Source organism: Halostagnicola kamekurae (assembly GCF_900116205.1).
In the GTDB taxonomy this organism is placed as follows: Archaea; Halobacteriota; Halobacteria; order Halobacteriales; family Natrialbaceae; genus Halostagnicola; species Halostagnicola kamekurae.
On record NZ_FOZS01000004.1, the window covers coordinates 374277 to 397826 of the forward strand.

Here is a 23550-nt window from a genome sequence, read left to right on the forward strand (position 1 = left end):
GCGTCAGTGACGCCTCAATATCATCATGAGCGGACACACTTCGACATCTCAGCGAGCGTTCGTACTCGGTCTCGACGGCGTTCCCTGGAGACTCATCGAACGGTGGACGGACGACGGCGAATTGCCCAACTTCGAACGGATGCGAACGGAGGGTGCGGCGGGCACGCTCGAGAGTACCCGCCCGCCCACGACGCCGCTCGCCTGGCCCTCGATCGCCACCGGAGTCTGGCCCGACAAACACGGCATCTACGGCTTTCAGAACCTCTCTCGTGGCTATTCGCACGAAATGTACACGAGCAGGGACTGCAAACAGCCGCCGCTCTGGGAGCAGCTGTCCCCGGCCCACGTCGGTAACGTCCCGTTGACGTATCCGGCCACCGAGATCGACGGGACGATGGTTACGGGGATGATGACGCCCTCGACGGAAAAGGAGTTCACGCACCCGCCCGAACTCGGCGACGAGATCGCCAGTCGCATCCCCGGCTACGAGATCAGCCTCGACTACCCCGAGTACGCCGATCGCCTCGATGAGTTCGAAGTCGCCGTCACCGACATCCTCGAGAAGCGCCGGAACCTCATGCGCCTCCAGATGGAACACGCGGACGACTGGCAGCTTTTCTTTTTCGTCTACACGGCGCCGGACCGGTTCCAGCACCTCGTCTGGGATATGGACAGGCTATGCGAACACTACAAGAAACTCGACGACATGCTCGGCGAGGTGATGGCGTACACTGACGAACACGACGCGGATCTGTACGTCGTCTCCGATCACGGCTTCGGGCGGATCGATCGGCTGGTCTACGTCAATCACGTCCTCGAGCAGGCCGGCTACCTCTACAGACGCGAAGACGAGGGCACTCGCGGCGCGCTCGCGAACCTCGGAATCTCCCGCGAGAAAGTCACGGGGCTGCTCGACCGGGTGGGCATCTCCGAGGAGCGACTCGTCCAGTCGCTGCCGCGGACGCTCGTCGATTCGGTCGCCCAGCAGATCCCCGGGGACCACGCGCTCTACGACGTCGACTACGAGCGGACCGTCGCGTTCGTCCACGACGCCGGCAACTGCTACATCAACGACACCGAGCGCTTCGAGAAGGGGATCGTCGATCCGGCCGACGTGCCCGCGTTGAAAGCCGAGCTGATGGACCTCTTCGAATCGGTCACGAACGAGCGCGACGAACAGGTGCTCCGAGTCTTCGACGGCGACGACTTGTTCCCCAACGACCCGGGCTCGCCGAACTTCATCGTCAACGGGAAAGACGGCTACGAATCCCGAAACTCGATCACCGACGAACCGTTCGGCGACACCGGATCGACCGCGGCGAGCCACCGAAGCACGGGTATCGTCCTCTGTCGTGGTCCGTCGATCGAACCCGGCGGCGAACTGCGGGGCGCGCGCGTCGTCGACATCGCGCCGACGCTGCTTCACGGCATCGGCGAACCCGTTCCAGCCAACGCCGACGGACGAGTCCTCTTCGACGCGTTCCGCGACGATGCGCCCGCCTCGAGAACTAAAGTAGAGCGTTCCGACGTGACGCGCTCGACGGACGGCGAGGCGGTCGACGACGACTTTACCGACGTCGAGGATCGTCTCAAGGGCCTCGGATACATGGAGTGAGTGCGCTCGAGGCGCGATCGAGGTAGTGATCCCGAGTACTCGCGCTGGGACGAAATCACAGTACTTCTCAACAGATAGTATTACGCGACTGCGCGGAGGTGCGCGCGTACAGCGCGGTAGAGATCGTCGTAGGAACGGAAGTCGTCGGTCGTCACGTGCCACCGACTCGAGACGGCGTCGATCATCGAGCTGTCCACGTTCGATTCTTCCGAAGTGTGTTGCAGTTTTATCGTTCGGAGTGACAGAGCGATCACCGCACCCGTCGAGCGCCCGCCTTCGCCGCGTTCCAGACGGGATAAACCGTATTGTAGACGCTGTTCGGTGCGTTTCGCGCGCCCGCTCGGAGGAGTCGGTGGTGGAGCGGCGATCCCGACTCCGCGACCAGTTCGTCGAGGTCGGCCTCCGAGAGCCACGCGAAGAAAGCCCGCTCGGCGGGACTCGAGGGGGCGGTTTCGCGAACCGTCTCCCGAATGTCTTCCCACATGTATCGCTCGTCTAAGCCCAGTATCCAGTTGCCGTTTTCGAATGCCGATCGAACGTCGTGGTAGTCCTCGTCCGCGAACGGGTAGCCGTGGGCGGCTGGATCGAGTCCGGCCAGACGAAGCCCGACCGCGGTTCGATAGCACTTCTCGCATTCACCGCAGTTTCCGTCCATTCGGACGTTACAGGTCTGTAACTCGAGTCGGGAGGCGTCCGGATCGGCGGTGGGGTCGTCGACGTACGAGGCGATCAGTTCGAGTCGTTCCTGACGGGTGAGGTCGTAGCAGTCGTGGTGACAGCCGGTCCCCGTCCAGCGGACGTAGTCGTCGATGTCCGGGCGAGAGCCCCACTCGAGGTCGATACCCTCCCAGTGGGTCGCGGCGACGTAGAGGTCTTCGATCCCGCGCGCGTAGGCCATCGGTGCACAGAGGCCGAGCAAGCCGAGTCCGTGGCCGACGGAGCTGTACCACGCGCCGTCGACGTGGCGTTTGTAGTGGGCGAGCAACATCGGGTGATCGAGCGCCGAGAGCATGTTCGATTCGATAAAGGCCGTCTCGAGGTCGCGCTCGGCGGCGAAATTCCCGACGCGCGAGCGCAGGGTCTCCCAGTCCTCGTCGTCGCTCGCGTCGGGCGTGATCGTCCACCCTCGGATGCTGATAAGCGTGGGATCGTCCGCCCGGTGACCGACGTAGGAGGCGGTCGAATCGACGCCGCCGGTGAACAGGAGCCCTGACTCCTCGCCCGCTGGCGGATCGACGGTCGTCGCGTTTCGCGCGTAGAGCGTGCCGCCCTCGAGAAAGTCGTGCATCGAGAGCAGCGAGGCTTTGACGTCCTCTAATGCCCGCGCGAAGGTCGCGTCGACGTCGTCGACGTAGACGTCGGCTCCCTGGGCCCACGCGACCGGACAGACGTGTGCGAGCACCGGAACGGCGAGGATCCCTTCGGGGACGGCCTCGATCGAACAGTCGTACTTCGTTCGAAACGACTTACCGGTGAAAAACCGCTCGAGGTCGCTCGAGGGCCGAATCGAGGCCTCGAGCGTGTCGTCTTCGGCGGTCACCGAGTCGATGATGATGGCGGACATTGTTGGGTAGTGACGAGACCGTTGAGTCCCGTTCGAGTCGATAACTGTCACCACAACTGGCTACTAAAACAGCCAGTATCGTTACACAGTCAACAGATCTGAAAGACGATCGTAGCATTCGATGGGGCGACGTACAGGCGGTTCAATACCGACCTACAGCGGACAACGTAGTCGGGGAGAAACGAACGGTAACTGAAATCAAACGGGTGCCGTACTGTTCTTTTTATTGATGCATCTGTGGTAACAGTGTGTCAGAGCGACGCCCGCCCGGCGGGAACCGACGATCGAATCGTCGCAGTTCGTCGCCGGATTCGGTGACGAACGGCCTGACGTCACCCATTCCTTTCGAGAGAGTGTGTTCGCGCTGACTATCATCAGGTATGAGCCCTATAACAAACCAGTCATCCCTGTTCAACTCGCCACCGATGGCGCTCCATATGGAAAGCAGCGACCGAATCGAAACGGGCGATCGACGATGAAACGAGCCGCACTCGAGATCGTCCTCGCGATCGGATATCTCGCCGTTGCTGGGGCCGCGCTCGTCGCTCGAGCGAACCCCGCAGACAGCTACGAAGTGTCTCTCTACGCGGCGACGCCGGAACTGACCTGGATCGGGGTCGGGATCGCCCTCGCGATCGCGGTCAGTACGACGCTCGCGTGTCGGGGACGGTACCAGGGAGTCGCGATCGGACTGGGTGCCTGTGCCGTGACGACGATCGTCGGGCTTCCGCTGATCAGAAACTACCAGTTCGCGGGGGTCGGCGACGCCCTCTCGCACCTTGGCTGGACGCGTGACATCGTCACGGGCAACCTGTTCCCGCACGAACTGCTCTATCCCGCGTTGCACTCGATCGCATCGACGATTCACTTCGTCGGCGGGGCCCCGCTCGAGCGCGCCGTCCTCTTGATGGTCGTCGTGTTCTTCGTCCCATTCCTGATTTTCGTTCCGTTGACGGTTCGCGAACTCTCGGGGAACGGACTCGCGATCGGTATCGCGGCGATCGTCTCGTGGGTCGTCCTGCCGATCAACAACGTCGGCACGCACATGGGCGCCCACACGAACTCGAACGCGCTGTTTCTCGTCCCGGTCGTTCTCTTCGCGCTCATCGCCTACCTGCGACGCGGCGACGACCTCGAGCGACTGCCGTTCGGTCTCTCGTCGTTCAGCGCGTTGCTCATCCTCACGAGTCTCGCATTGCTGTTCGTCCATCCCCAGCAGCTCGCGAGCGTCGTCGTCCTCATCGGCTCGGTTAGTGTCATCCAGTATCTGGCCCGGTGGCGATTCGAGGATCATCCGATGGTCGATCATCCGACGACCTACGCGCACACGATCGTACTCGGGCTGATCGGCGGCGTGTGGGCGTTGAGCAACGAGCGGTTTCGCGACGCATTCGGTGGGCTCGTCAGCGGAATCATCTCCCAGGACGTCGGCGCCGGATCGACGGTGGCCCAACGAGGGTCGTCGTTGACCGAAGTCGGCGGGAGCCTCGCCGAACTGTTCGTCAAAATGTTTCTCGAGGCCGCCATCATCGGCGCGGTCGTCGGTATCTTCCTGCTCGTTATGTGGTTTGGGTGGACGAACATCGATCGCGAGACGAAGGCGTTCTGTACGTACTTCGGGCTGGCGCTGATTCCGCTGGGCGGCATGTTTCTGGTGTATTTCGTCGGGACGCCGACGATGGCGTTCAGACAGGTCGGCTTCATCTACGTCGTCATCACGATTCTGTCCGGCGTCGCGATCGCACACGTGACGACCGGGCTCTCGAACGTCGTCACGACACCCGGTGCGAACGCGCTGGTCGCGACGCTGCTTGCGGCGTTCGTAATCCTCGGTTTGATGACGGTCTACGCTTCGCCGCTCATCTACCAGCCGAACCAGCACGTGACCGACGCGCAGATGAACGGCTACGAGTCGAGTTACGTCCACGAGGTCGAGGATCGCCCACACGCCGGCTTCGGGGCCGATCCGTTCCGGTTCGATCACGGGATCAACGGCGTCGAGTCGGACCGGGTCTCCTCGTCGCCGTTCGAGAGCGGCGTCGTCAACGGAAGTGCGTTCGAAAGCGGGAATTACAGCGGGGCCTACGACGGCCACGACTACTACTTCGTCGTCTCCGAGTACGACACGACGCGCGAACTCGAGGTGTACGACGAACTCGACTACAGCGAGGAGTCCCTCGAGGGAATCGAGCGGTCGCCGAGTGCGAACAAGGTCATCTCGAACGACGAGTTCCGGATGTATGCCGTCACTGCGGGCGGTGAATAACGCCGTACTGCGGCCCGGATATCGAAACGCGTGCATAACAAAGCCGGAATCGGCCTTCCACGGTGATACGACAATGCCTGCTCTTGAGGACGTACGCGTGTTGGATTTGACGAGGGTCCTCGGTGGCCCGTACGGGACAATGTTGTTGGCCGACCTGGGCGCCGACGTCATTAAAATCGAACCGCCCGGCGGCGATTTCGTCAGGGAAACGCCGCCGTTTCACTCCGACGACGACGAGTTCGGCGGGTACTTTCAGAGCATCAACCGCGGCAAACGCAGCCTCGAGTTGGACTTCACCGAGGAGGACGATCGAGACGAGTTCCGATCCCTCGTCGAAAAGGCCGACGTCGTCGTCGAAAACTTCCGCGTCGGAACGATGGAGAAGTTTGGCCTCGAGTACGAACGCCTCGCCGAGATCAACCCGCAACTGGTCTACGCGTCGATGCGCGGCTTTGGCGACCCACGAACCGGCTCGAGTCCGAAGCAGGCCGAACCGGCGTTCGACCTCGTTGCCCAGGCGCTTGGCGGCGTGATGCACCAGACCGGCTCGGAGGACGGACCGCCGATGAAAGTCGGCTTCGGTGTCGGCGACATCTTCACGGGCGTGTTACACACCGTGAACATTCTCGCGGCGCTGCACTATCGCGAACGCACCGGCGTCGGCCAGTTCGTCGATACCGCGATGTACGACGCGATGGTGAGCCTCGCAGAGCGGGCCGTCTACCAGCACTCCTACACGGGAGAGGTCCCAAAGCGGCAGGGAAACGCCCACCCGACCCTGTTTCCCTACAACGCGTTCGAAGCCGAAGACGGTTACGTGGTCATCGCGGCCCTCGGCGACAACCACTGGCGCGGGCTCTGTGAGACGATGGATCGACCGGAGTGGATCGTCGACTATCCACACGCAAACGATCGATTGGCGAATCGGGACGACCTCAGAGATTCGATCGAGAAGTGGGTCTCGACGCGAACGACCGACGAAGTCCTCTCGGCGCTCGAGGGGGACGTGCCCTGCGGCCCCGTACAAGACATTAGCGACGTCTACGAGTGCGAACACGCCCAGCGCAGAGAGATGCTCGTCGAGGCGGACCTCCCACACACCGACGAGACCGTTACGATCGCAGGCACGCCGATCAAGATGGCCAAAACGCCCCCCGAGCCTGGAGACCGGGCCCCGCTTCTCGACGAACACCGATCGGAACTGCTCGAGGCCGACTCGCTCTCGAACGCGGACCTCGAGGATATCTACCCCGGACGCGTCGAGGTGTCGGACGGGAGCAGTCACGACAGATAATATACGTATGGCCTCGAACGACCCCCAGACCGACGAGCAAGACGAGACCGCGAACACAGGAACCGATCGAGTCGCCGGCGGGTCGATAGAATCCGACGACGGCCGTGGCGACCGCGACGAACGCAGGGGACGCGAGAACCAAGCGACGGACGATCGAACGACCGGCAGGTCCGATCGCGAAACCGCGAGCGAGGACGGAGACGACGATCCGTACGAGATTCGGCTCTACGAACCGTCGGACCGCGCCGGTTTCCTCGAGTTGTACGACCTCGTCTTCGGCGACGTCGACGGGGAGTGGTTCCGCTGGAAGTACGAGGACAACCCCTACGTCGACCACGTCCCGATCGTGCTCGCGACCCATGAGGGGTCGATCGTCGGGACCAAGCCCTGTTTCGTCCTCGAGTTGCGCGCCGACTCGAAGACGTTTCGCGGCTACCAGCCGGCGGACGTTATGGTCCATCCGGACCACCGTCGACGCGGCCTCTACTCGCGGACGACCGAGCGGATGAAAGAGTACTACCGCGCACGCGATCCGGAGCTGTTTTTCAACTTCCCGAACCCGGCGACGCTCTCGGGAAGTCTCAAACACGGGTGGGAGATCGTCGAGCGCGTGCCGACCTACTACCGGATCCAGCGGCCCGAGTCGATGCTCGAGATGACGGAATCCGAGCGAGTGGCGACGCTGACGAGCGTCGCGACGCCGGTCGTTGAGCGGTATCTCGACGCGCAGACGCCGCGCGAGTCGGGCGTTCGCGGCGTCTCCGTCGAACGATACGACGAAGTCCCCGCCGAGGTGTTCGCGGAGATCTACCGCCGTGCGATTCCGGGAACGATCCACGCCAATCGAAACGAGACGTTCTACGAGTGGCGGTTCGAGAATCCCACCCGCTCGTACGAAGCCTACGTCGCTCGAAAACGTGGGGAGGCGATCGCGGGGATCGTGACGGGCACCGCGATCGAAGACGGGTCGCGCATCACGAATCTCACCGACGTGGTCCCGCTCGCGACGACGGCGGATCGGCGGGACGGTATCCGGGCGCTGCTGTCCCGAATCGTCGACGACCGGCGCGACGACGCGATCCTCGCCGTCAGCGGCGACGGGATTCCAGAATCGATACTCTCGGAGTTCGGCTTTTACTCTGATCTCGCCGTTCCGCTGTCGCACGTGTCACAGCCGACGACGCAGGTTACGTACCCGATCAGTTCCGAGGGAGGCCACGAGTGGACAGTCGGCGGCCGAGCGGTCGCAGACGCCGCGAACTGGACGATTACCTTCGCCGAGCAGGACACGCGATAACTTCTCGAGCCGTCCGTTTCTCCGAAGTCGATTGTTTTCCTCGTTATCGTATTTTTCGACAGATACTCTCTATATCGTGAACGAACTGGTGTGTACTAAATATATTCTGTAAATTTAAAGTAGGCTCCTAAGGAAAGATTTATGGCTCCAAGGTCGTGTTTCCAAGATGCATGACGCAGAATTCCCGCACTAACGATTCGAACCCTCCAGTTACGAACCGTAATTCCGGATTATCGCGGCGCTCGTACGTCCGATCGCTCGCAGCGGTCGCTGCGGCGACGACCTCGCTCGGCGCCGTCGGATCGGCTGCAGCCGACGACGAGTACGAGCGGATCGAAGCACAGGGACAGACGATCCAGATCGGTTCCGGCGAGACCTGGGCGAACAAGTACATCGACATGACCACCGGCCAGGACATCACCATCATCGCCGAGGGGTCGGGCTGGTCGATACGAAACGTCGGCTTCGAGGGGAAGAACACCTCCGGAACCGGCTCCGCGACGTTCGGGATCGCGGACACCGGCGGCGAGACCAGTACCATCGAGAACGTCTACCTCGGCGACGGCTCCGACGGTCGCAACGCCAGTTCGACGGGCCACGGGCAGACGGCGTTCTGGGTCAATCCAAAACACTCCGGCCAGCTCGAGCTGAAGAACCTCAACATTCAGGGATTCGCCGACAACGCGATCTACGGCTCCGCACCCGGCAACTCGGGCGGTGGAACGGTTCACATCGACAACTGTTTCGCGGCGAACTGTCGGGTTTCCCACTTCCGGGTCGCGACTGAAGGAAGCTCCGTCAAAAACTCGAGCGTCTACGTCGGCGATAACGGGTTCAGCGGCCGCGGCATCTGGGCCTGGGCGCCGGGAACGATCGACGTCAGCAACTGTCAGATAGAGACCAACGGTTCGAGCCCGTCGATCGTCGCCGGAGCGAACGGGAAAGGGACGAACGTCGTCGTCTCCGAAAGCGACTACACCGGCGGTGCGAGCAGCGGAATCAGCGAAAAGGCCGGCTCGAACGTCCGGCTCGGTGACGACGTCGGCACCAATCCTGACGCCGTCATCCCCGACGGCGTCCCGACCTCGCCCGAAGCGGCTGCCGGCAACGAATAACTCCTTCTCGTAGACACGGTTATTTCGCGGCGTTCGCATCGGCCGCGATTGATTCGTCGTCGGTTCGAGCCCATTTCCTTTCACGGACGACTAGGGACTGTCGAGCAGCCGAGCCCTCGAGCGTCGCTTCTCGAGTCGTCCAACCAAAGCCGACGGACGGCGAACTGAACCGTTTCTACGCGTAACGACGTATTACGACCAGTTCCTCGGTGCGAACGTTCCGTTCGTGTAACCGTTTCGCGAGTAATTCGAAATTATCGTTCGACACGCTCGAGACGGATATATTAGAATTCGTGAATTGAAGTAGAAAGTATACTGAACGAACGTTCCAATCAAAGCGTACCTAAGTTTATTTTATACATTTTTCGTTGGAAAGGTTTATGCTGGTATGTTTGGATTACCTGAATGCATGGCACGCGAACCTTCGGTACTGAATTCGAGCGACGCGGATAGAGCGGACGATGACTTCCCCGATAGCGGGAGTAACGACGGCTTACTGCACAGACGATCGTATCTCAAACTGGCCGGTTCGACGACCGTGGCCGCCGCGCTGGGATCGCAGACGGTCGGCGCGGACGAACAGGAGTACGAAGTGATCGAGGCCAACGGCCAGACGATCGACATCGGCGACGGCGAGACGTTCGAAAACAAGCTCATCGACGTCTCGAACGGGAATTCGATCACGATTTATCCCTACGGAAGTTCGAACGTCACCATCCGGAACATCGGCATCAAGGGAGTCTACCGCGGAGAGGGATTCATCATCTCGTGTGCGGACCCCGACCCGTCCGGTGAAAACGTAATCGAAAACGTCTATATCGCCGACGGAGCCACCAAAGAGGGCGAATCGTTCGTACACGGCCCCGGCGCAGTCTTCCTCCACAAGGACAACGAAGGCCACTGGGACATTCGCAACTGCAACGTCCAGGGGTACCCGAACAACGGGTGGTACTTCTCGAACACCGCCAGCGGCGGCAGCGTGCGATTCGAGTCGTGTTACGGGAAGAACAACGGCGTGACTACCTACCGCGTCGGCGGCGCCGACGACAAGATCGTTGACTGTGTCGCGTACAACGACGACACCGACTACGGGCAGGGCTACGGCGGATACTCCGAAACCAACGGTCGGCCCGTCTGGGTCTGGGAACCCGGCGGAGTCGAAATCATCGACAGCCACTTCGCGGCGGGGCCGTACCCGTCCGCGCTGGTGGTCGACCGCGGAAACGGAGCGACCATGCGCGGCGGCGCGTACTCCGGCAACGCTCAGGGGAGCTTAGAGGAGATCGACGTCGGCTCCGATCCGGTGCTCGAGCCGCCGGAGGGCGTCCCGACGAGCGCGGAGGAAGCGGCCGGCGGCGGGAGATCAAGCGCGCCCTCATCGGGCGAGGACGAGTCGGAAGAATCGGACGAGAAAGAAGCGCAACTCGAGAACCTCCTGCTGTTCGACGGGAGCGACGAGGACGTGAGCCGGTACGAGTTCGTCGTCGATGGCGAGATCGAGAAATCGGACGCCAACGGGGCGACGCTCGACGACGGGGACGCGATCGAGGACGGCACCGCTCACGGGGTCGTCGCCGACTGGAAAGACGCGTTCCGATTCTCGGGGTCGCTCGAAGAACTCACCGTCGACGGGCCGGCGACGGTCTACTGTAACGACGAGAAGATCGACCCCTCCGACTACGGCGAAGAACTTCCACACACACTGGAGGTCGACGGCAGCGGCACGCCGACGAGTTTCGAGATCACCGTCGACGGAACGGTCGAACTCGCGGGTGACGCGGATCCGGGAGACGAAGTGACGGCGATCTCCGGGTCGACGGTCCAGAGTTCGGTCACCGACGGCACTCAGACGTTCGACTTCTCCGGGACGCTGACCGACGTGAGCTTCACCGACGGCGAGGCGATGGTTTCGCTCGACGGCGAGCGGATCGACATCTCGGAGTACGGCGATCAGAGCCTGCTCCCACACGCGCTCGTCATCGACGGCACCGACGCCGAGGGGCCGAGCAGCTACTCGTTCGAGGTCGACGGCCGCGTCGTCCAATCGGGCTACAGGGAGGCGACAATCGACGACGAGGACGTGATCGACGACGGCGCCGTTCGCGGCGCGGTCGCCGGCTGGCTGGACGCCTACTGGTTCGACGGCGACATCCAGAGCCTGACGATCATCGGCGACGCGTCGGCGGACATCCAGTACAACGCACGGGATCAGTGAACTGGCGCTCGGAGAGCGGTCGCAGCGTCTCGAGTCTTTTTTCGGCCTAGGTGAGCATCCCGACCGTTTTTCGGAGATCGAACAGGCCGCTGATCGAGGCGAGTCCGGCCCAGATACCGACGCCAAGTGCGATGACGCCGGCCAGCGACGGAATGGTCGAAACGTACGGCACCGCGACGAGGACCGACAACCCCATCGCGGCGGACACGACCGTCGTGAGCGCGAGCGATCGGGCGATTTGCCAGCCGTCGAGCGACAGCTCGAGGTGCATCACGTAGACGTTGATGAGCGTGTAGATGCCGAACGTGATTACGGTCGCGTACGCGGCGCCGACCACGCCGTAGATCGGTATCAAGACGACGTTGAGAGCTACGTTTCCGAGCGACGTAACTAGTTTCGCGATCGCTCGGTCTCTGGCCCGACCGAGGTAATCCAACCCGTTCGTCGTGACGGAGGTGATCGCCTGGAAGACGACGTACACGCCGAAGACCTGCAACACGGGAGTGGCACCGGCGTAGGCCGTTCCGAAGACGAGGTCGACGGCCGGCCCCGCGACGAGCACGATTCCGATCGCCGCCGGAACGTAGAGAATGAGGACGGATCGCAGCGTCGCCTCGTAGATCCGCGCCGCCTCCTCGAGCGAATCGTTGGCCTTCTGTTCGCCGTACGTCGGCGAAATCGAGAATCCGAGCGACCCTGCCGGGACGAGTACGAACTCCGAGATCTGTTTCGCCAACACGTAGTAACTCACCGCGACGGGGGTCAAGAAGTACCCGACCAGAACGGTGTCGATGCGCCGGTCGAGGACGTTCGCGCTGTGGGAAGCCGTCATCGGAATGCTGTACTTGAGCATTCGATTTCGGAGCGATTTGCTTCCGCCGGTATCCTCGTGGGTCGTGTAGAAACGTCGATAGAGGAGAACGGCACCGACTATCGATGCGAGTGCGGCACCCGCAGCGTAGCCGATCAACGCACCGGCGACGCCGAATCCGAGCGCCGTCAGCGCGACGACCGCGACGACCCGGAGTACGGCATTGGCCGTCTCGACGACCGCGCTCAACTGGACGCGGTTGAACCCCTGAAAGACGGTGTTGTGATAGGAGTAAAGCGACTGGCAGACAAGATACCCCGCCCCGAACACGAGCAGCGTCGAGAGCTCCGGCGTGTCTAACACCGCCGCGATGAGATCGCGTCCGAAGACGATCCCCCCGGCGACGAGCGCCAGCATGAGAACGCGATAGCGCAGCGAAGTCCGGATGAGAAACGGGATCGATCCCGGATCGGTCTCCTTGCGGTCCGAAATGTACCGCGCGACCGATCTCGAGAGCCCGAGATCCGCGACCAACTGAAGGACGGCGACGATTGCGATGACGAGAAAGAGGAGGCCGTACTCGTCGGGCGTGAGTAACACCCGGGCTAGCAGTAGCATCAACAGGCCGTTTGCGACCGTGTTGACGACGCGCGCACCGAGAGTCTCCTTGAACCCGTCGAGGAGTTTCTCCGTTATCGACATCGGCGGATGCGTCCTCGTCGTCCACCCGGCCGACCGGTAACGAGACTCACCATCGCTTGGAGACCGGCGGGCCGACTCACCACATCGCTCGAGACCTGTGCTCCCGCGAACCTACGACGACCGCCCGATCGAACCCACCGTGTGGGCCGAGTTCGGGGGCGGGTACGGCGTTCGATCACTGGCTCGAGACAGTGTGCAACGGCGTATTGTTATCCCGTTCGTACCGTTCCGATCGAACCGCGTTCGCTCGAGCGCGCCGTCTCTTCGACGAATCGCTAGGAAACGGGTTTTTCGATCGCCACAGACGATCACGGTGGTATGCGAATCCTGACCGTCAGTTACGGCGACGTATCGCAGGGCGCGGTTTGGTAAGACGAGTATAACAATTCGCTTCCCAGAGTGTATCTGCGGTATGAATATCGGGTTCTATCACGACGCCGCCGGAACGCGCGAATCCGGCGGAATCGCGGTGTATACCCAGCGAATGGCGACGGAGTTGGCGCGAAATCACGACGTCTATCTCTACACCCGTTCCGGCGAACGCGCTGCGGTCCTCGAGGGATCCGACGTGACGGTCGTAGAGACGCCGCCGATCGACAGCGCGCTGACGTCGGCGCTCGAGCGGGTCGCGCCGATGACGACACAGGACGTACAAAAGCTAGAGATGACGGCCTGGGGCGTTCGAAACGGCGTCTTCGAGCACATCGACGCGACGCTCGACGTGCTGTTCACGTTTCAGTTTCTCGACGATCTGTTCGTCTCGAACCTCGTCGACGTGCCGACGGTGTACGCGTTTCACAGCCTGTCGACGGTGGGTCTGGGATCAGCGCTTCGAGAGCGGTTCTCGCAGACGGATCTGGTTCTGGCGAACTCCGATCCGACGGCGCGCCAGATCAGCGAAAAATTCGGATACGACGTCGACGGGATCGTCTACCCCGGCGTCGACCACGAGCAGTTCACGCCGACCGCCCCGCCGGCCCTCGAGAGCGACGATCCGATCGTCCTCTTCGTGGGCCGTCTCGTGGCTGGAAAAGGCGTCTTCGACCTGCTCGAGGGCGTCTCGAAAATCGAGAAATCCGTCGAGCTTCGCCTGGTCGGCGGCGGAGAGGCTGACGCCGTCCGAGCGCGCGCTCGAGACCTCGGGATCGCGGACTCGGTCACCGTCGACGGCGTCGTCCCCCACACCGCCCTCCCCGGCTACTACACCGCCGCGGACGTGTTCTGTCTCCCGACCCACGACGAGAGTTTCGGCATGGCGACCGTCGAGGCGATGGCCTGTGGCACCGTGCCGGTGACGACGGCGATACCCGGCGTGCAGACCTACGCCGTCGACGGGGAAAATTCGCTGCTCGTCGACCCCGGGCGGCCGGCCGATCTCGCCGACGCGCTCGAAACCGTGCTCGACGATCCCGTGGCTCGGCAAGCGCTCGGACGGCGGGCCGCCGAAGATGCGCGCCGGTACAGTTGGCGCGAGCAGGCCCGCACGCTCGAGCGGTTTTGCGCCGAGACGCTCGACGTGGAGGTCTCGAGCGAGAGCGAACCGGCACGGCCCGTCGAGCTACAGACGCCATAGGAGGGGGCTACAGACGCCATAGGAGGGGGTTTCAGCGTCCGTTCGATCCGAGCCAGCGAACCGCGAACGGGTTGACTCTCGGCAGTCTATCGGCGCTCGTCTCCGGAAAGAATGGCCCCCGCCCCAGAACAGATGCTGGCACGCGAACTGTTCCAGTACTGAATACGATTGCCGGGAGCCAGTTGAATGTACGCGGTCGTTCCCTAAAAGTCCTTCTCGAGTGTCACTCGGTGCAACCGGTGACTATGCCGTCGTTTCGGAGGAATCGTGTGATATCGATCTACTGCTCGGATTCAAACCGAGGACGCCAGAACCAGGTGAAACCGGGCGATATCGGTTTATTCGATTCGCGAAAGCTTGCCGTCGACGGTCTGTTGTTCTCGTCGGTTCGAGAGGACGTGAACGAGAGAGAGCGCGCAGAAGGCGACGACGACCGACCCGGCCAGCGCCATCGTCGGAATCGCGGTCAGCAGGGGGAGCTCGAGGAACGCGGCGGAGAGGACGCCGATACCGACGACGCTCAGAACCGCGTAGAATCTGTCCCAGCGGTCTTGCTGGTGCGTATCGGTGTCGAGATACATCATCAGCAAGTCGGCGTTCTCCGAGAGGTCGATCAGGCCGCGGTCCTGGTCGTACTCGACGATGCCAGCGTCGTCCATCTTGGGTAAGTGCGTCTGATATAACGCGACGTACACGCGCTTTCGTTGATCGGAACTCAGCGCGTTGATGTCCGTGTCGTTCTCCCAAGCGGCGATCTGTTCGGCGAGTTCGCCGAGGGTCACCGTTCCCTCGGTCTCGAGCAAGTAAGAGAGGACTTCTCGACGACGCCGGTTTTTCAGTAACTCGAAAATGACATCTTTCGAGAGGCGAGCGTTCTGCTCCGACTCGGTTACCGCGGTTATTTCTTCGGGTAATGACGTGTCTACTGAGGACATTACCGTCCGCCTCCACGGATCGAGCGATTCGATTCGAATCTGTCCGTCAGGTTTTCGAAAGATCTGCGAGACGGTCCCGTCGTCATCACCCACTGTCCCGATGTACGGCAAGTCGCAATCACGATTGACACACCAATTTGGAGGGCAACGGTGAGACTCTTAAACACGGCCACGTTTTGCACCGATTGCAAAGGGTGTACGGTGTCACTTCGTCGCCGTCGGGACCGATCGCTCACGGCGGGAGCACGACCGGCCGACTGCGTCGAATCGACCCGGCCGCGGCCCGACCTCGTTCCGCGATTGAATGTGCGTATCACCGCCGTAGGCACTGAGTTCGAACGATCGACTGGGTTCGCTCGAGGCGAAAACCAACTGGATCGGCGGACTGGGGTCACTGGAACGGAACGTTCGATGGCGTCGACATTAACTAACTCGACAGTTCGGTGGTGAAAGCTTCCTTTACGTCCGTAGTCGGTTGCTTCTCTCTCGACGGTTACCTTCCCCGAGGGCTCTCGTTCGTCCCGTCAACGCGCTTTGCCGGTCGAGACCTTGACTGCTCGTACGGGCTCGAGGGGAAGTGTCGTAGATGACCGGCGCGACCCGTCGTCGGCAGTGAGCGTTCGAACGTCTCGATACTCATTCGACAGTTCGAAACGCCCCGTCCGGCCCGCTGTGGCCGTCAGGGCCGGCAGTAAGTCGGTATTTCCATCGAAACCATGCGAGCCCCTTACAGTCGTGCCACGGGTTTTTCGACCACTGATGAGCCGGTCTACCATACATCGCGTCGAAGACGAAACACAGGAGAAAGAGGGCGAAGAACTGTGTCCCGACTGCGAGACCGCGACGATCGTCCAGGATCCGGATCGTGGCGAGCGCGTCTGTCGCGACTGCGGGCTCGTCTTGAGCGAAGACCCGATCGATTACGGACCGGAATGGCGGGCGTTCAACGCGCAGGAACACGACCAGCTCTCGCGGGTCGGGGCACCGCTCACGCAGTCGATGCACGACCGCGGGTTAACCACAACCATCGACTGGCGCAACCGCGATGCGAAGGGGCGTTCGATGTCGGCGGACAAACACGGACAGCTCCACCGACTGCGGGTCTGGCAAGAACGCATTCGAACCAAGAACGCCGGCGAGCGAAACCTCAAGTACGCCCTCTCCGAAATCGATCGCATGGCGAGCGCGCTGGGCGTTCCAAAGCCGGTCAAAGAGACGGCGTCGGTCATCTACCGGCGGGCGCTCGAGCGGGACCTCATCCGCGGTCGCTCGATCGAAGGCGTCGCGACAAGCTCGCTCTACACGGCCTGTCGAAAAGAAGACATCCCGCGAAGCCTCGAGGAGGTAACCGCCGTCGCCCGCGTCGATCAACGAGAGATTGGGCGAACGTATCGGTATATTGCGGACGAACTCGACATCAACCTCGAGCCGACAGACCCGAGCCAGTTCGTTCCGCGATTCTGTTCGGAACTCGACGTGGGAACTGAAGTCGAATCGAAAGCGGTCGACATTATCAGGGAAACGACCGCACAGGGACTTCACTCCGGAAAATCACCGACCGGGTTCGCTGCGGCGGCCATCTACGCCGCCGGGTTGCTCTGTGATGAGACGATTCCACAACGAGCGGTCGCCGAAACCGCACAGACGACGGTCGTCACGGTACGAAACCGATACCGCGAGCAACTCGAGGCGATCGACGAACAGCCGAAAGCGGCTACATGATCGAGCGCTCGTCCTCGCTGTAGACCTCCTCGTTGAGCAGCGCATGTAAGTTTGAGTACGGAACGAACGCGATGAAATCGTCGTTCTCGTCGTACAACTCGAGCCCGTTTTCGGCCTCGTCGTATCGTTCGCAGATGACCTGGCCTTCCGGTAGAATCGCACGGAACATATCTACCAGTAGGGCTTCCACCGAGAAATACTGTGTGGAACATTCAAGGTAACTAATATCTCGAGTCCGGAATCGTGCGAATCTCGGTATGCACTCGGAAGATCGATCGCGGTAGGGTAACGGGGTCGACTGTGACGAGACAGCTGTGTCGGAGACAAACTGTGACGGGGTCGACTGTAACGAGGCAGCTGTGTCGGAGACAAACTGTGACGGGGTCGACTGTAACGAGGCAGCTGTGTCGGAGACAAACTGTGACGGGGTCGACTGTAACGAGGCAGTTATGACAAGAGACAGCCGTGGGCCGGAACCCGCTCGCTTCCCTCGAGAACTCTCGTTCGTGTCCTCTATCCGTCCGAATGCTGTCCGTCTTTCCAGACGAGCCCGTCGATCGTCGCCTTCAGTACGACTTCTCCGTCCGCTTTTTCACAGACGACACGCGACGTGAACTCGTACCGATCGTCCCGTTCGTCGACCGTCTCGTACGTGGACGTACAGGTAATCGATTCGCCGGTGTAGACGGGTCTCAAAAACTCGAACTCCATCCCGTGGGCGAGGACTTCGTTGTCGCTCCCGATCTTCGTCGGCAGCGTCGCGGTCAGCAACCCCTGTACCATCACCCGGCCGTCCGCATCTGGTTCGGTGTGTCTCGGCTGCGTATCGCCGGAAACGGCCGCGAACTGGCGAACGTCGTCGACGGTAAACGTTCGCTCGAACGTCTGTGACTCGCCCGCAACTGGCGGATTCATGAGAGTTAAGTATCCTACCGAACGTTCGGTACGCGAAAAAAGTTTGGGCGGTCGAACGATCGGATCGCCGTTCGAGCAGCCGAATCGGGCGCGACATGCCTCCGAACGGTCTGGAACGCAATCGATACGCCTCCACCGGTCCGGAGCGCCATCGGAACGCCCCCAGCGGGCCGGAACCCATTGGCACACCTTCGGGCGGATTCGAACGCCACTCCGCGTTTCACCGTGCTAGTCTGTATACCATCACACCAGGGACGCGTCGCTACCGCCTCGGTGACGTTTCGCTCGCGCTCGCAGGTCGAGAAATCGGAGACTACCGTCGCCGAGGATAGAAGCGACGAGCGGCGTTAGCCGTCGTCTCCCCGCGTCGAGACGCCGTAGTCGACGTGAACGCGCGGTGTGTGTGGCGACTCCGGCGCTGGAACCCCGTTCCAGTCGACGAGTCGGACGTTCGCCATCTGTCCGGAGAACCGAAAGCGGCGAACGCCGGTCTCGATCGCGCCCTCTGCGGTCTGTGAGGAAACGACCGTCGCCTCCTCGAGCGGGTTTCCATCGATCATCTCGATGGTCCCATCGACGCTGATTTCGTAGTTGGCCGGAACGCCGCGGCCAACGATCGTCACAAGATTCGGTCGACTGTCTTCAGTCGGCATACTGTGATGACCTTATTCCGCCAGTATAAGCCTTCTTATCGCCGAAATAGTAGGAATACGTGAGGGTTTCGCCGTCGAATCGTTCGGCCGGGGTCACGACGGTAGCGAGTCGAAACGGTCCCGCGCTCGGAGGCTACGAACGGGCGGTCCCCGCAGTTCGAGACGAAGGAAAGAGAGTCGAACGAAATCGACGCGCAATTACTCGAGGAGGCCGAGTTCCTCGAGACGGTTGGAGATCACGTCGACGGCCTCCTTCGCGTCTTCGACCTGCTTGCCGCCGGTGATGACGAGTTTGCCGGAGCCGAACAGAAGGGCGACCACTTCGGGGTCGTCGAGCCGGTAGACCAGCCCGGGGAACTGTTCGGGTTCGTACTCGATGCTCTCGAGACCCAGGCCGATCGCGATCGCGTTCAGGTTGAGGGTGCGCCCGAGGTCGGCGCTGCTGACGATGTTCTGGACGGTGATTTCGGGATCGTCCTCGACCTGAATGCTGAGATCGCGGAGTTCGTCGAAGACGATAGCCAAGCTCTCGTGGACGTCGTCGGTGCTTTTCGCGCCAGTACAGACGATCTTGCCCGAGCGGAAGATCAGTGCGGCGGACTTGGGATCTTGCGTGCGGTAGACGAGACCGGGGAACTGCTCTGGGTCGTAATCGGCGCCCACGAGGTCCATCGCGACGCTCTCAAGGTCGAGTTCCTGTCCGATACCGGTCGAGGCCACCACGTTTTCGATGGTGATAGATTCCTTCGGGTCCGTCATAGTCAGGTAAGAAAAGGTATCTAACGCTTATAAATACCTGCATTCCTGCCGGTGCCGTCCGAATCGACCATATATTGGACAGAGAGAGACTGAAGCGGCGTTTAAACCCGATACCGCGGTGTCGACCGGGGGGACGTTCGTTTCGGTCTGGAACGGCGTGCGGTCGTAGCGTCAGAACGATACTTGGGACGGACTCCGCAGGAGCTATTCAACCGGCCGTCGGGTCGGTTTCGTCGATCGCCGCCGCGAGGAGATCAGTTGCGATGTCGAGTTCGCGATCGGTCACGTCCAGCGGAGGTAACAACCGAAGCGATCGGTGGCCACAGCCGAGCGTGAGCAGGCCCCGCTGCAGTGCGGCCTCGAGAACGGCATCGCGTCGCTCGGCGCTCTCGAACTCGATCGCGGTCATCAGTCCGAGTCCGCGCGCGTCGACGACGGACTCGGGACGAGTACGTTGAATCTCCTCGAGTTGACTCAAGAGCCGATTCCCGGCCCGCGTGGCGTGCTCGAGGAGGTCGTGTTCCCGAATCGCTTCGATCGTGAGGGTCCCCAGGATCGACGACAGGACGTCGCCTGCGCCCCACGTCGAGGAGAGCCGACCCGTTTCGTCGGGAAACAGCTCCGACGTCGAAATCGTCGCGCCCACACGGAGCGCTTTCGCGCTCGTGATGACGTCGGGTTCGAACTCGTAGTGATCTGCCGCCCACAGCTCGCCCGTCCGGCCGAGCCCCGACTGGATCTCGTCGGCGATCAGCGGAATATCGTGGGTCTCACAGAGGTCGTTTACCTCGCGCATGAACTCGGGTTCTGGAACCGTGTAGCCGCCCTCGCCTTGGATCGGCTCGAGGATGAGAAAGGCCACCTCCTCCGGCGGTACGTGCCCGCTATCGTGATCGAGCTTCTCGCGTAGAGTGCGGACCCCCTCGAGCGAGTGGGGGACGTCGTGGATCCCGCTGAGTTCGGGAAACGAGCGTCGGTGGACCGATTTCGAGCGATTCAGCGACAGCGCGCCGAGCGTTCGCCCGTGAAACGCGCCCTCGAACGTGAGGCCGTACTTCGGCGTCTCACAGTGGTCGTAGCAGATTTTGAGGGCGTTCTCGACCGCCTCAGCGCCGGAGTTCGAGAGGAAGACGGTGTCGAACCCGTACTGCTCGGTGATCTCCGTCAGCGTGTTCATCAGGTGGGCCGGGCCCGGCAGCGCCGTGTCGTCCGGCGTCCCGCCCGTGCTCAGATAGAAGTCCTGACCGGCGATCTTCAGCGGGTCGACGAGATCGAACGTCGATAACTTGTCGAGCAATTTCGGATTGTTGTAGCCGAGGGGAGCCGACGCGACGTGGCTCGTGAAATCGAGCAGGACGTTTCCGTCCGGGTCCGTACAGAACGGACCGACGGCGTCTTCCGTGATATCCCAGACGAAATCGTAGACGGATGTGCTGGGCGCGGCCGCGTTCCGGTGGAAGTCGACCCACTCGCGGGCGTTGGGTCCCGGCAACTGCTCGACGGTCGGCTCCGCAGTTGGTCGCCGCATACGTTGTCTCTTCCGTATCGCTTGATAAAACTTGGCGAGCGACGAATACCGGATAGGACAGAACGCATGTCGAAGGTGTGAGTCGCTCCAAACCGTCCTCGAGATCGGTCGCACTCTCCTCAGCCGTCGAGCGATGGAACCACGTGAGAGTAACGAACGATTTACCGCGCGAAACGATCGACAGCGGAGAGTAAGACGATAGTCTCGTCGATAACATCGGACTGGGAGCGTAATGACGCAGAGTACCTATCACATCACGGTGCCACGAGGTGGGTGAGTGGCAGTGGTGACCCGAAATCGGCTTCGGCTTGGACTGGCAATACTCGTCGTCGTCTCCGCCGCAATCGTCGCGAGCGCCGCAGGGAGCGGTCCCGAGACGGGATCCGCCGACGTCGTTCCGGACGCCCCGCCGACGGAAAACCACACGGTCGTCACCGAGTCGGGACGGGCCGGAACGATCACCGCCTACGCGCCGGACGGCGACGTTCGCTACTACAACAACTCGCGGACGAAGTACTTCGACGTCGACCCCGTCGAAGGCGAGCCGATGACCGTCGAGTACGCGGCGACCGATACGATTCACACGGCGGGCCCAACCTGCGGCGAACCGCCCTGCGCCCGGAACGTCATCGAACGGGCGAACCTCTCGACCGGCGACGTCGAGGTGGTTTACGAACGGTACGACTACACAGAGAACGCCGCCGAGTGGCACGATTCGACCCGCATCAACGAAACCCGCGTTGCGGTCGCGGACATCGTCGACGATCAGGTCTTCGTCGTGAACACGGAGACGGAAATCGTCGAGTGGCTCTGGGACGCCCAGAGCGATTTCGCGCTCGAGAGCGGGCACTCGTTCCCGAACGACTGGACCCACATCAACGACGTCGAGTACGTCGAACGCGGCGAGATGGCCGGCCGGATTATGGTGAGCGTCCGCAATCAGGACCAGGTCGTCTTTCTCGACAGGGACGAGGGGGTACTCGAGAATTGGACGCTCGGGAGTGAAAACGAGTACGACACCCTTCACGAACAGCACAATCCGGACTACATCCCCGAGTCCCGTGGCGGCCCGGCGATCCTCGTCGCAGACTCCGAAAACGGTCGGATAGTCGAATTCCAGCGCGAAGACGGCGAGTGGGCACAGAGCTGGGAGTGGCAAGATGACCAGGTCCAGTGGCCACGAGACGCCGACAGACTCCCCAACGGAAACACGCTCATCACTGACAGCCACGGCAAGCGCGTTATCGAAGTCAACCAATCGGGCGACATCGTCTGGGAGGTCGAATCGACGATGCCCTACGACGCAGAGCGCCTCGAGACGGGCGCCGAGAGCGCGGGCGGCGAAAGCGCTGTGGCGCTCGGTCTCGACTCCCGGACAGGCGGTGAGGGCGGCGGCGACGAGAACGGCGGCTCAGGCGGCATCGAACTCGACGTCTACGCGTTCCTCGGGGAGATGGCCGAGTCGATTCTCCCCCACCGAATTTACAACGCGCTGATCTTCGTCGCCCCCGTCTGGGTCGGTGAACGGGAAGCCGCGGCTATCGGAGTCGGGGTGCTTGCAGCGCTGACGTGGATCGGTCTCGAGGCCGTCTGGCGGATCCGCGATGCCGGCGTTACGGTGCAGTCGCCGATCAGGCGCGACCGAAAGTGAGTGAGTCGACTGGAAACGGGCGCGATCGGTCCGGTGAGACCGTGCCGAATGCCCGGTCGATTATTCGTCGGGTTGGGCAGATCGGTTCGGTTCGTCGTGCGTTATCGAATCCGGCTCGGGCGCGACGACTTCGCCGCCGCCCGGTTGTTCGGCGGCGTAGGAGAACTGCCCCTTGCCGTCCGGTGACTCGCCCTGGGTCCACGGATACGATGGATCCGGCTGCTGGTCGCGCCTGGTCGAGATGAACGTGTAATTGACGTCCTGATTCTCCTGTTCCTGCGGGAAACTCGCGGGGACCGGGACGGGGTCCTCGAGGCTGTCGAGGGCCTCGATCCACTGGTTCTGGTGCATGGTGTCTCGAGCGATGAGGTAGGAGAGCATGTCTTTCATGCCCGGGTCGTCGGTGTACTCCCAGAGGCGGGTTGCGAGGGTGCGACCGGTCGCCTCCGCCATCACGTTCGCGTAGAGGTCGCCCGCGAGGTTTCCCGAAGCGGCGATATAGCCGCCGGTGAACGGAACCCCGTTGCTGTCGACCGGCATCGCCGACTCGCCAGCGGAGAGGAACTGGCGTGGGTTCTGGCGAGTCATCGCTTCGGCGGTCGCCGCGGTTTCCTGAGCTTCTTCTCCCATCTCCGTCGGTGAGCCCCGGAGATTCTTCGTGACGGCCGACGCGAGCATCTCGATGTGTCCCAGTTCTTCGGCCGCGGTTTCCATCAACAGGTTCCGGTACTCTTCGTACCCCTCCGGGAGCGCCCACGCCTGGAACATGTACTGCAGGGCGACGCGCATTTCGCCTTCTTGCCCGCCGATCGCCTGCTGGAGCAGTTTCGCGAAGTGCGGGTCCGGGTTCTCGACGGTGACCTCGTACTGCAGTTCGGGTTCTTGGAAGAACATGCACTGGCCACTGCCGATGCCAAGCGGGATAAACCACTATT

At 62.1% G+C, this 23550-nt stretch carries 18 protein-coding genes; 9 read left to right on the plus strand and 9 right to left on the minus strand.

The features are described from left to right. Nucleotides 1–25: 25 nt before the first annotated feature. A complete protein-coding gene (locus BM348_RS17970) occupies nt 26–1615 on the plus strand; it encodes an alkaline phosphatase family protein (RefSeq protein ID WP_092907050.1) in 1590 nt (529 codons plus the stop codon). Between the two features lie 250 nt (nt 1616–1865). On the opposite strand, the gene BM348_RS17975 is transcribed toward BM348_RS17970, so the two are convergent. Continuing rightward, nucleotides 1866–3179 (minus strand): hypothetical protein, encoded by a 1314-nt coding sequence (locus BM348_RS17975; RefSeq protein ID WP_092907052.1) that lies wholly within the window; start codon nt 3177–3179, stop codon nt 1866–1868. Between the two features lie 475 nt (nt 3180–3654). Between BM348_RS17975 and BM348_RS17980 the strand changes: the two genes are divergently transcribed. The 5 genes from BM348_RS17980 to BM348_RS18000 all read left to right on the plus strand — a co-directional run bounded on the left by BM348_RS17980 (nt 3655) and on the right by BM348_RS18000 (nt 11366). Continuing rightward, nucleotides 3655–5445 carry a hypothetical protein gene (locus BM348_RS17980; RefSeq protein ID WP_092907054.1) on the plus strand — a complete coding sequence of 597 codons (1791 nt, stop codon included), beginning with the start codon at nt 3655–3657 and terminating at the stop codon, nt 5443–5445. 73 nt (nt 5446–5518) lie between these two features. After that, the gene (gene mct / locus BM348_RS17985; protein ID WP_092907056.1) at nt 5519–6739 is read left to right on the plus strand and encodes a succinyl-CoA:mesaconate CoA-transferase; all 1221 of its coding nucleotides are present in this window, start codon (nt 5519–5521) and stop codon (nt 6737–6739) included. Between the two features lie 7 nt (nt 6740–6746). Next, nucleotides 6747–8036: a GNAT family N-acetyltransferase gene (locus tag BM348_RS17990; RefSeq protein ID WP_092907058.1), complete on the plus strand. Its 1290-nt coding sequence runs from the start codon at nt 6747–6749 to the stop codon at nt 8034–8036. Nucleotides 8037–8206: 170 nt separating this feature from the next. Beyond that, nucleotides 8207–9151 (plus strand): hypothetical protein, encoded by a 945-nt coding sequence (locus BM348_RS17995; RefSeq protein ID WP_092907060.1) that lies wholly within the window; start codon nt 8207–8209, stop codon nt 9149–9151. A gap of 409 nt (nt 9152–9560) precedes the next feature. Then, nucleotides 9561–11366 carry a hypothetical protein gene (locus BM348_RS18000; protein WP_092907062.1) on the plus strand — a complete coding sequence of 602 codons (1806 nt, stop codon included), beginning with the start codon at nt 9561–9563 and terminating at the stop codon, nt 11364–11366. A gap of 46 nt (nt 11367–11412) precedes the next feature. Here the strand turns inward: BM348_RS18000 and BM348_RS18005 are convergent, their stop codons facing one another. Continuing rightward, a complete protein-coding gene (locus tag BM348_RS18005; protein ID WP_092907064.1) occupies nt 11413–12879 on the minus strand; it encodes a flippase in 1467 nt (488 codons plus the stop codon). Nucleotides 12880–13291: 412 nt separating this feature from the next. Between BM348_RS18005 and BM348_RS18015 the strand changes: the two genes are divergently transcribed. Further along, nucleotides 13292–14452, plus strand: a complete 1161-nt coding sequence (locus BM348_RS18015; RefSeq protein ID WP_092907068.1) for a glycosyltransferase family 4 protein — start codon at nt 13292–13294, stop codon at nt 14450–14452. Between the two features lie 338 nt (nt 14453–14790). Here the strand turns inward: BM348_RS18015 and BM348_RS18020 are convergent, their stop codons facing one another. Continuing rightward, nucleotides 14791–15387, minus strand: coding sequence for a DUF7344 domain-containing protein (locus BM348_RS18020; protein WP_092907246.1), 597 nt, complete (start codon nt 15385–15387; stop codon nt 14791–14793). Between the two features lie 759 nt (nt 15388–16146). On the opposite strand from BM348_RS18020, the gene BM348_RS18025 reads away from it, so the two are divergent. Further along, complete coding sequence (locus BM348_RS18025; protein ID WP_092907070.1) at nt 16147–17109, plus strand: transcription initiation factor IIB; 963 nt, start codon at nt 16147–16149, stop codon at nt 17107–17109. Here the strand turns inward: BM348_RS18025 and BM348_RS21515 are convergent. The 5 genes from BM348_RS21515 to BM348_RS18045 all read right to left on the minus strand — a co-directional run bounded on the left by BM348_RS21515 (nt 17102) and on the right by BM348_RS18045 (nt 20964). Next, a complete protein-coding gene (locus tag BM348_RS21515; RefSeq protein WP_175507244.1) occupies nt 17102–17278 on the minus strand; it encodes a hypothetical protein in 177 nt (58 codons plus the stop codon). The genes BM348_RS18025 and BM348_RS21515 overlap by 8 nt on opposite strands. Nucleotides 17279–17622: 344 nt before the next feature. Next, entirely contained in the window at nt 17623–18024 is a 402-nt protein-coding gene (locus tag BM348_RS18030; protein WP_092907072.1) for a MaoC/PaaZ C-terminal domain-containing protein, read from the minus strand. 347 nt (nt 18025–18371) lie between these two features. Next, nucleotides 18372–18677 (minus strand): hypothetical protein, encoded by a 306-nt coding sequence (locus BM348_RS18035; protein ID WP_092907074.1) that lies wholly within the window; start codon nt 18675–18677, stop codon nt 18372–18374. 198 nt (nt 18678–18875) lie between these two features. After that, on the minus strand, nt 18876–19436 hold the full coding sequence (locus BM348_RS18040) for a TATA-box-binding protein (RefSeq protein WP_092907076.1): 561 nt from the start codon (nt 19434–19436) through the stop codon (nt 18876–18878). Nucleotides 19437–19644: 208 nt separating this feature from the next. Next, nucleotides 19645–20964, minus strand: coding sequence for an aminotransferase class III-fold pyridoxal phosphate-dependent enzyme (locus BM348_RS18045; RefSeq protein ID WP_092907078.1), 1320 nt, complete (start codon nt 20962–20964; stop codon nt 19645–19647). 277 nt (nt 20965–21241) lie between these two features. On the opposite strand from BM348_RS18045, the gene BM348_RS18050 reads away from it, so the two are divergent. After that, nucleotides 21242–22615 (plus strand): arylsulfotransferase family protein, encoded by a 1374-nt coding sequence (locus BM348_RS18050; RefSeq protein ID WP_092907080.1) that lies wholly within the window; start codon nt 21242–21244, stop codon nt 22613–22615. 60 nt (nt 22616–22675) lie between these two features. Here BM348_RS18050 and BM348_RS18055 read toward each other — a convergent pair whose 3' ends face one another. After that, a complete protein-coding gene (locus BM348_RS18055) occupies nt 22676–23509 on the minus strand; it encodes a manganese catalase family protein (protein ID WP_092907082.1) in 834 nt (277 codons plus the stop codon). Nucleotides 23510–23550 lie beyond the last annotated feature (41 nt).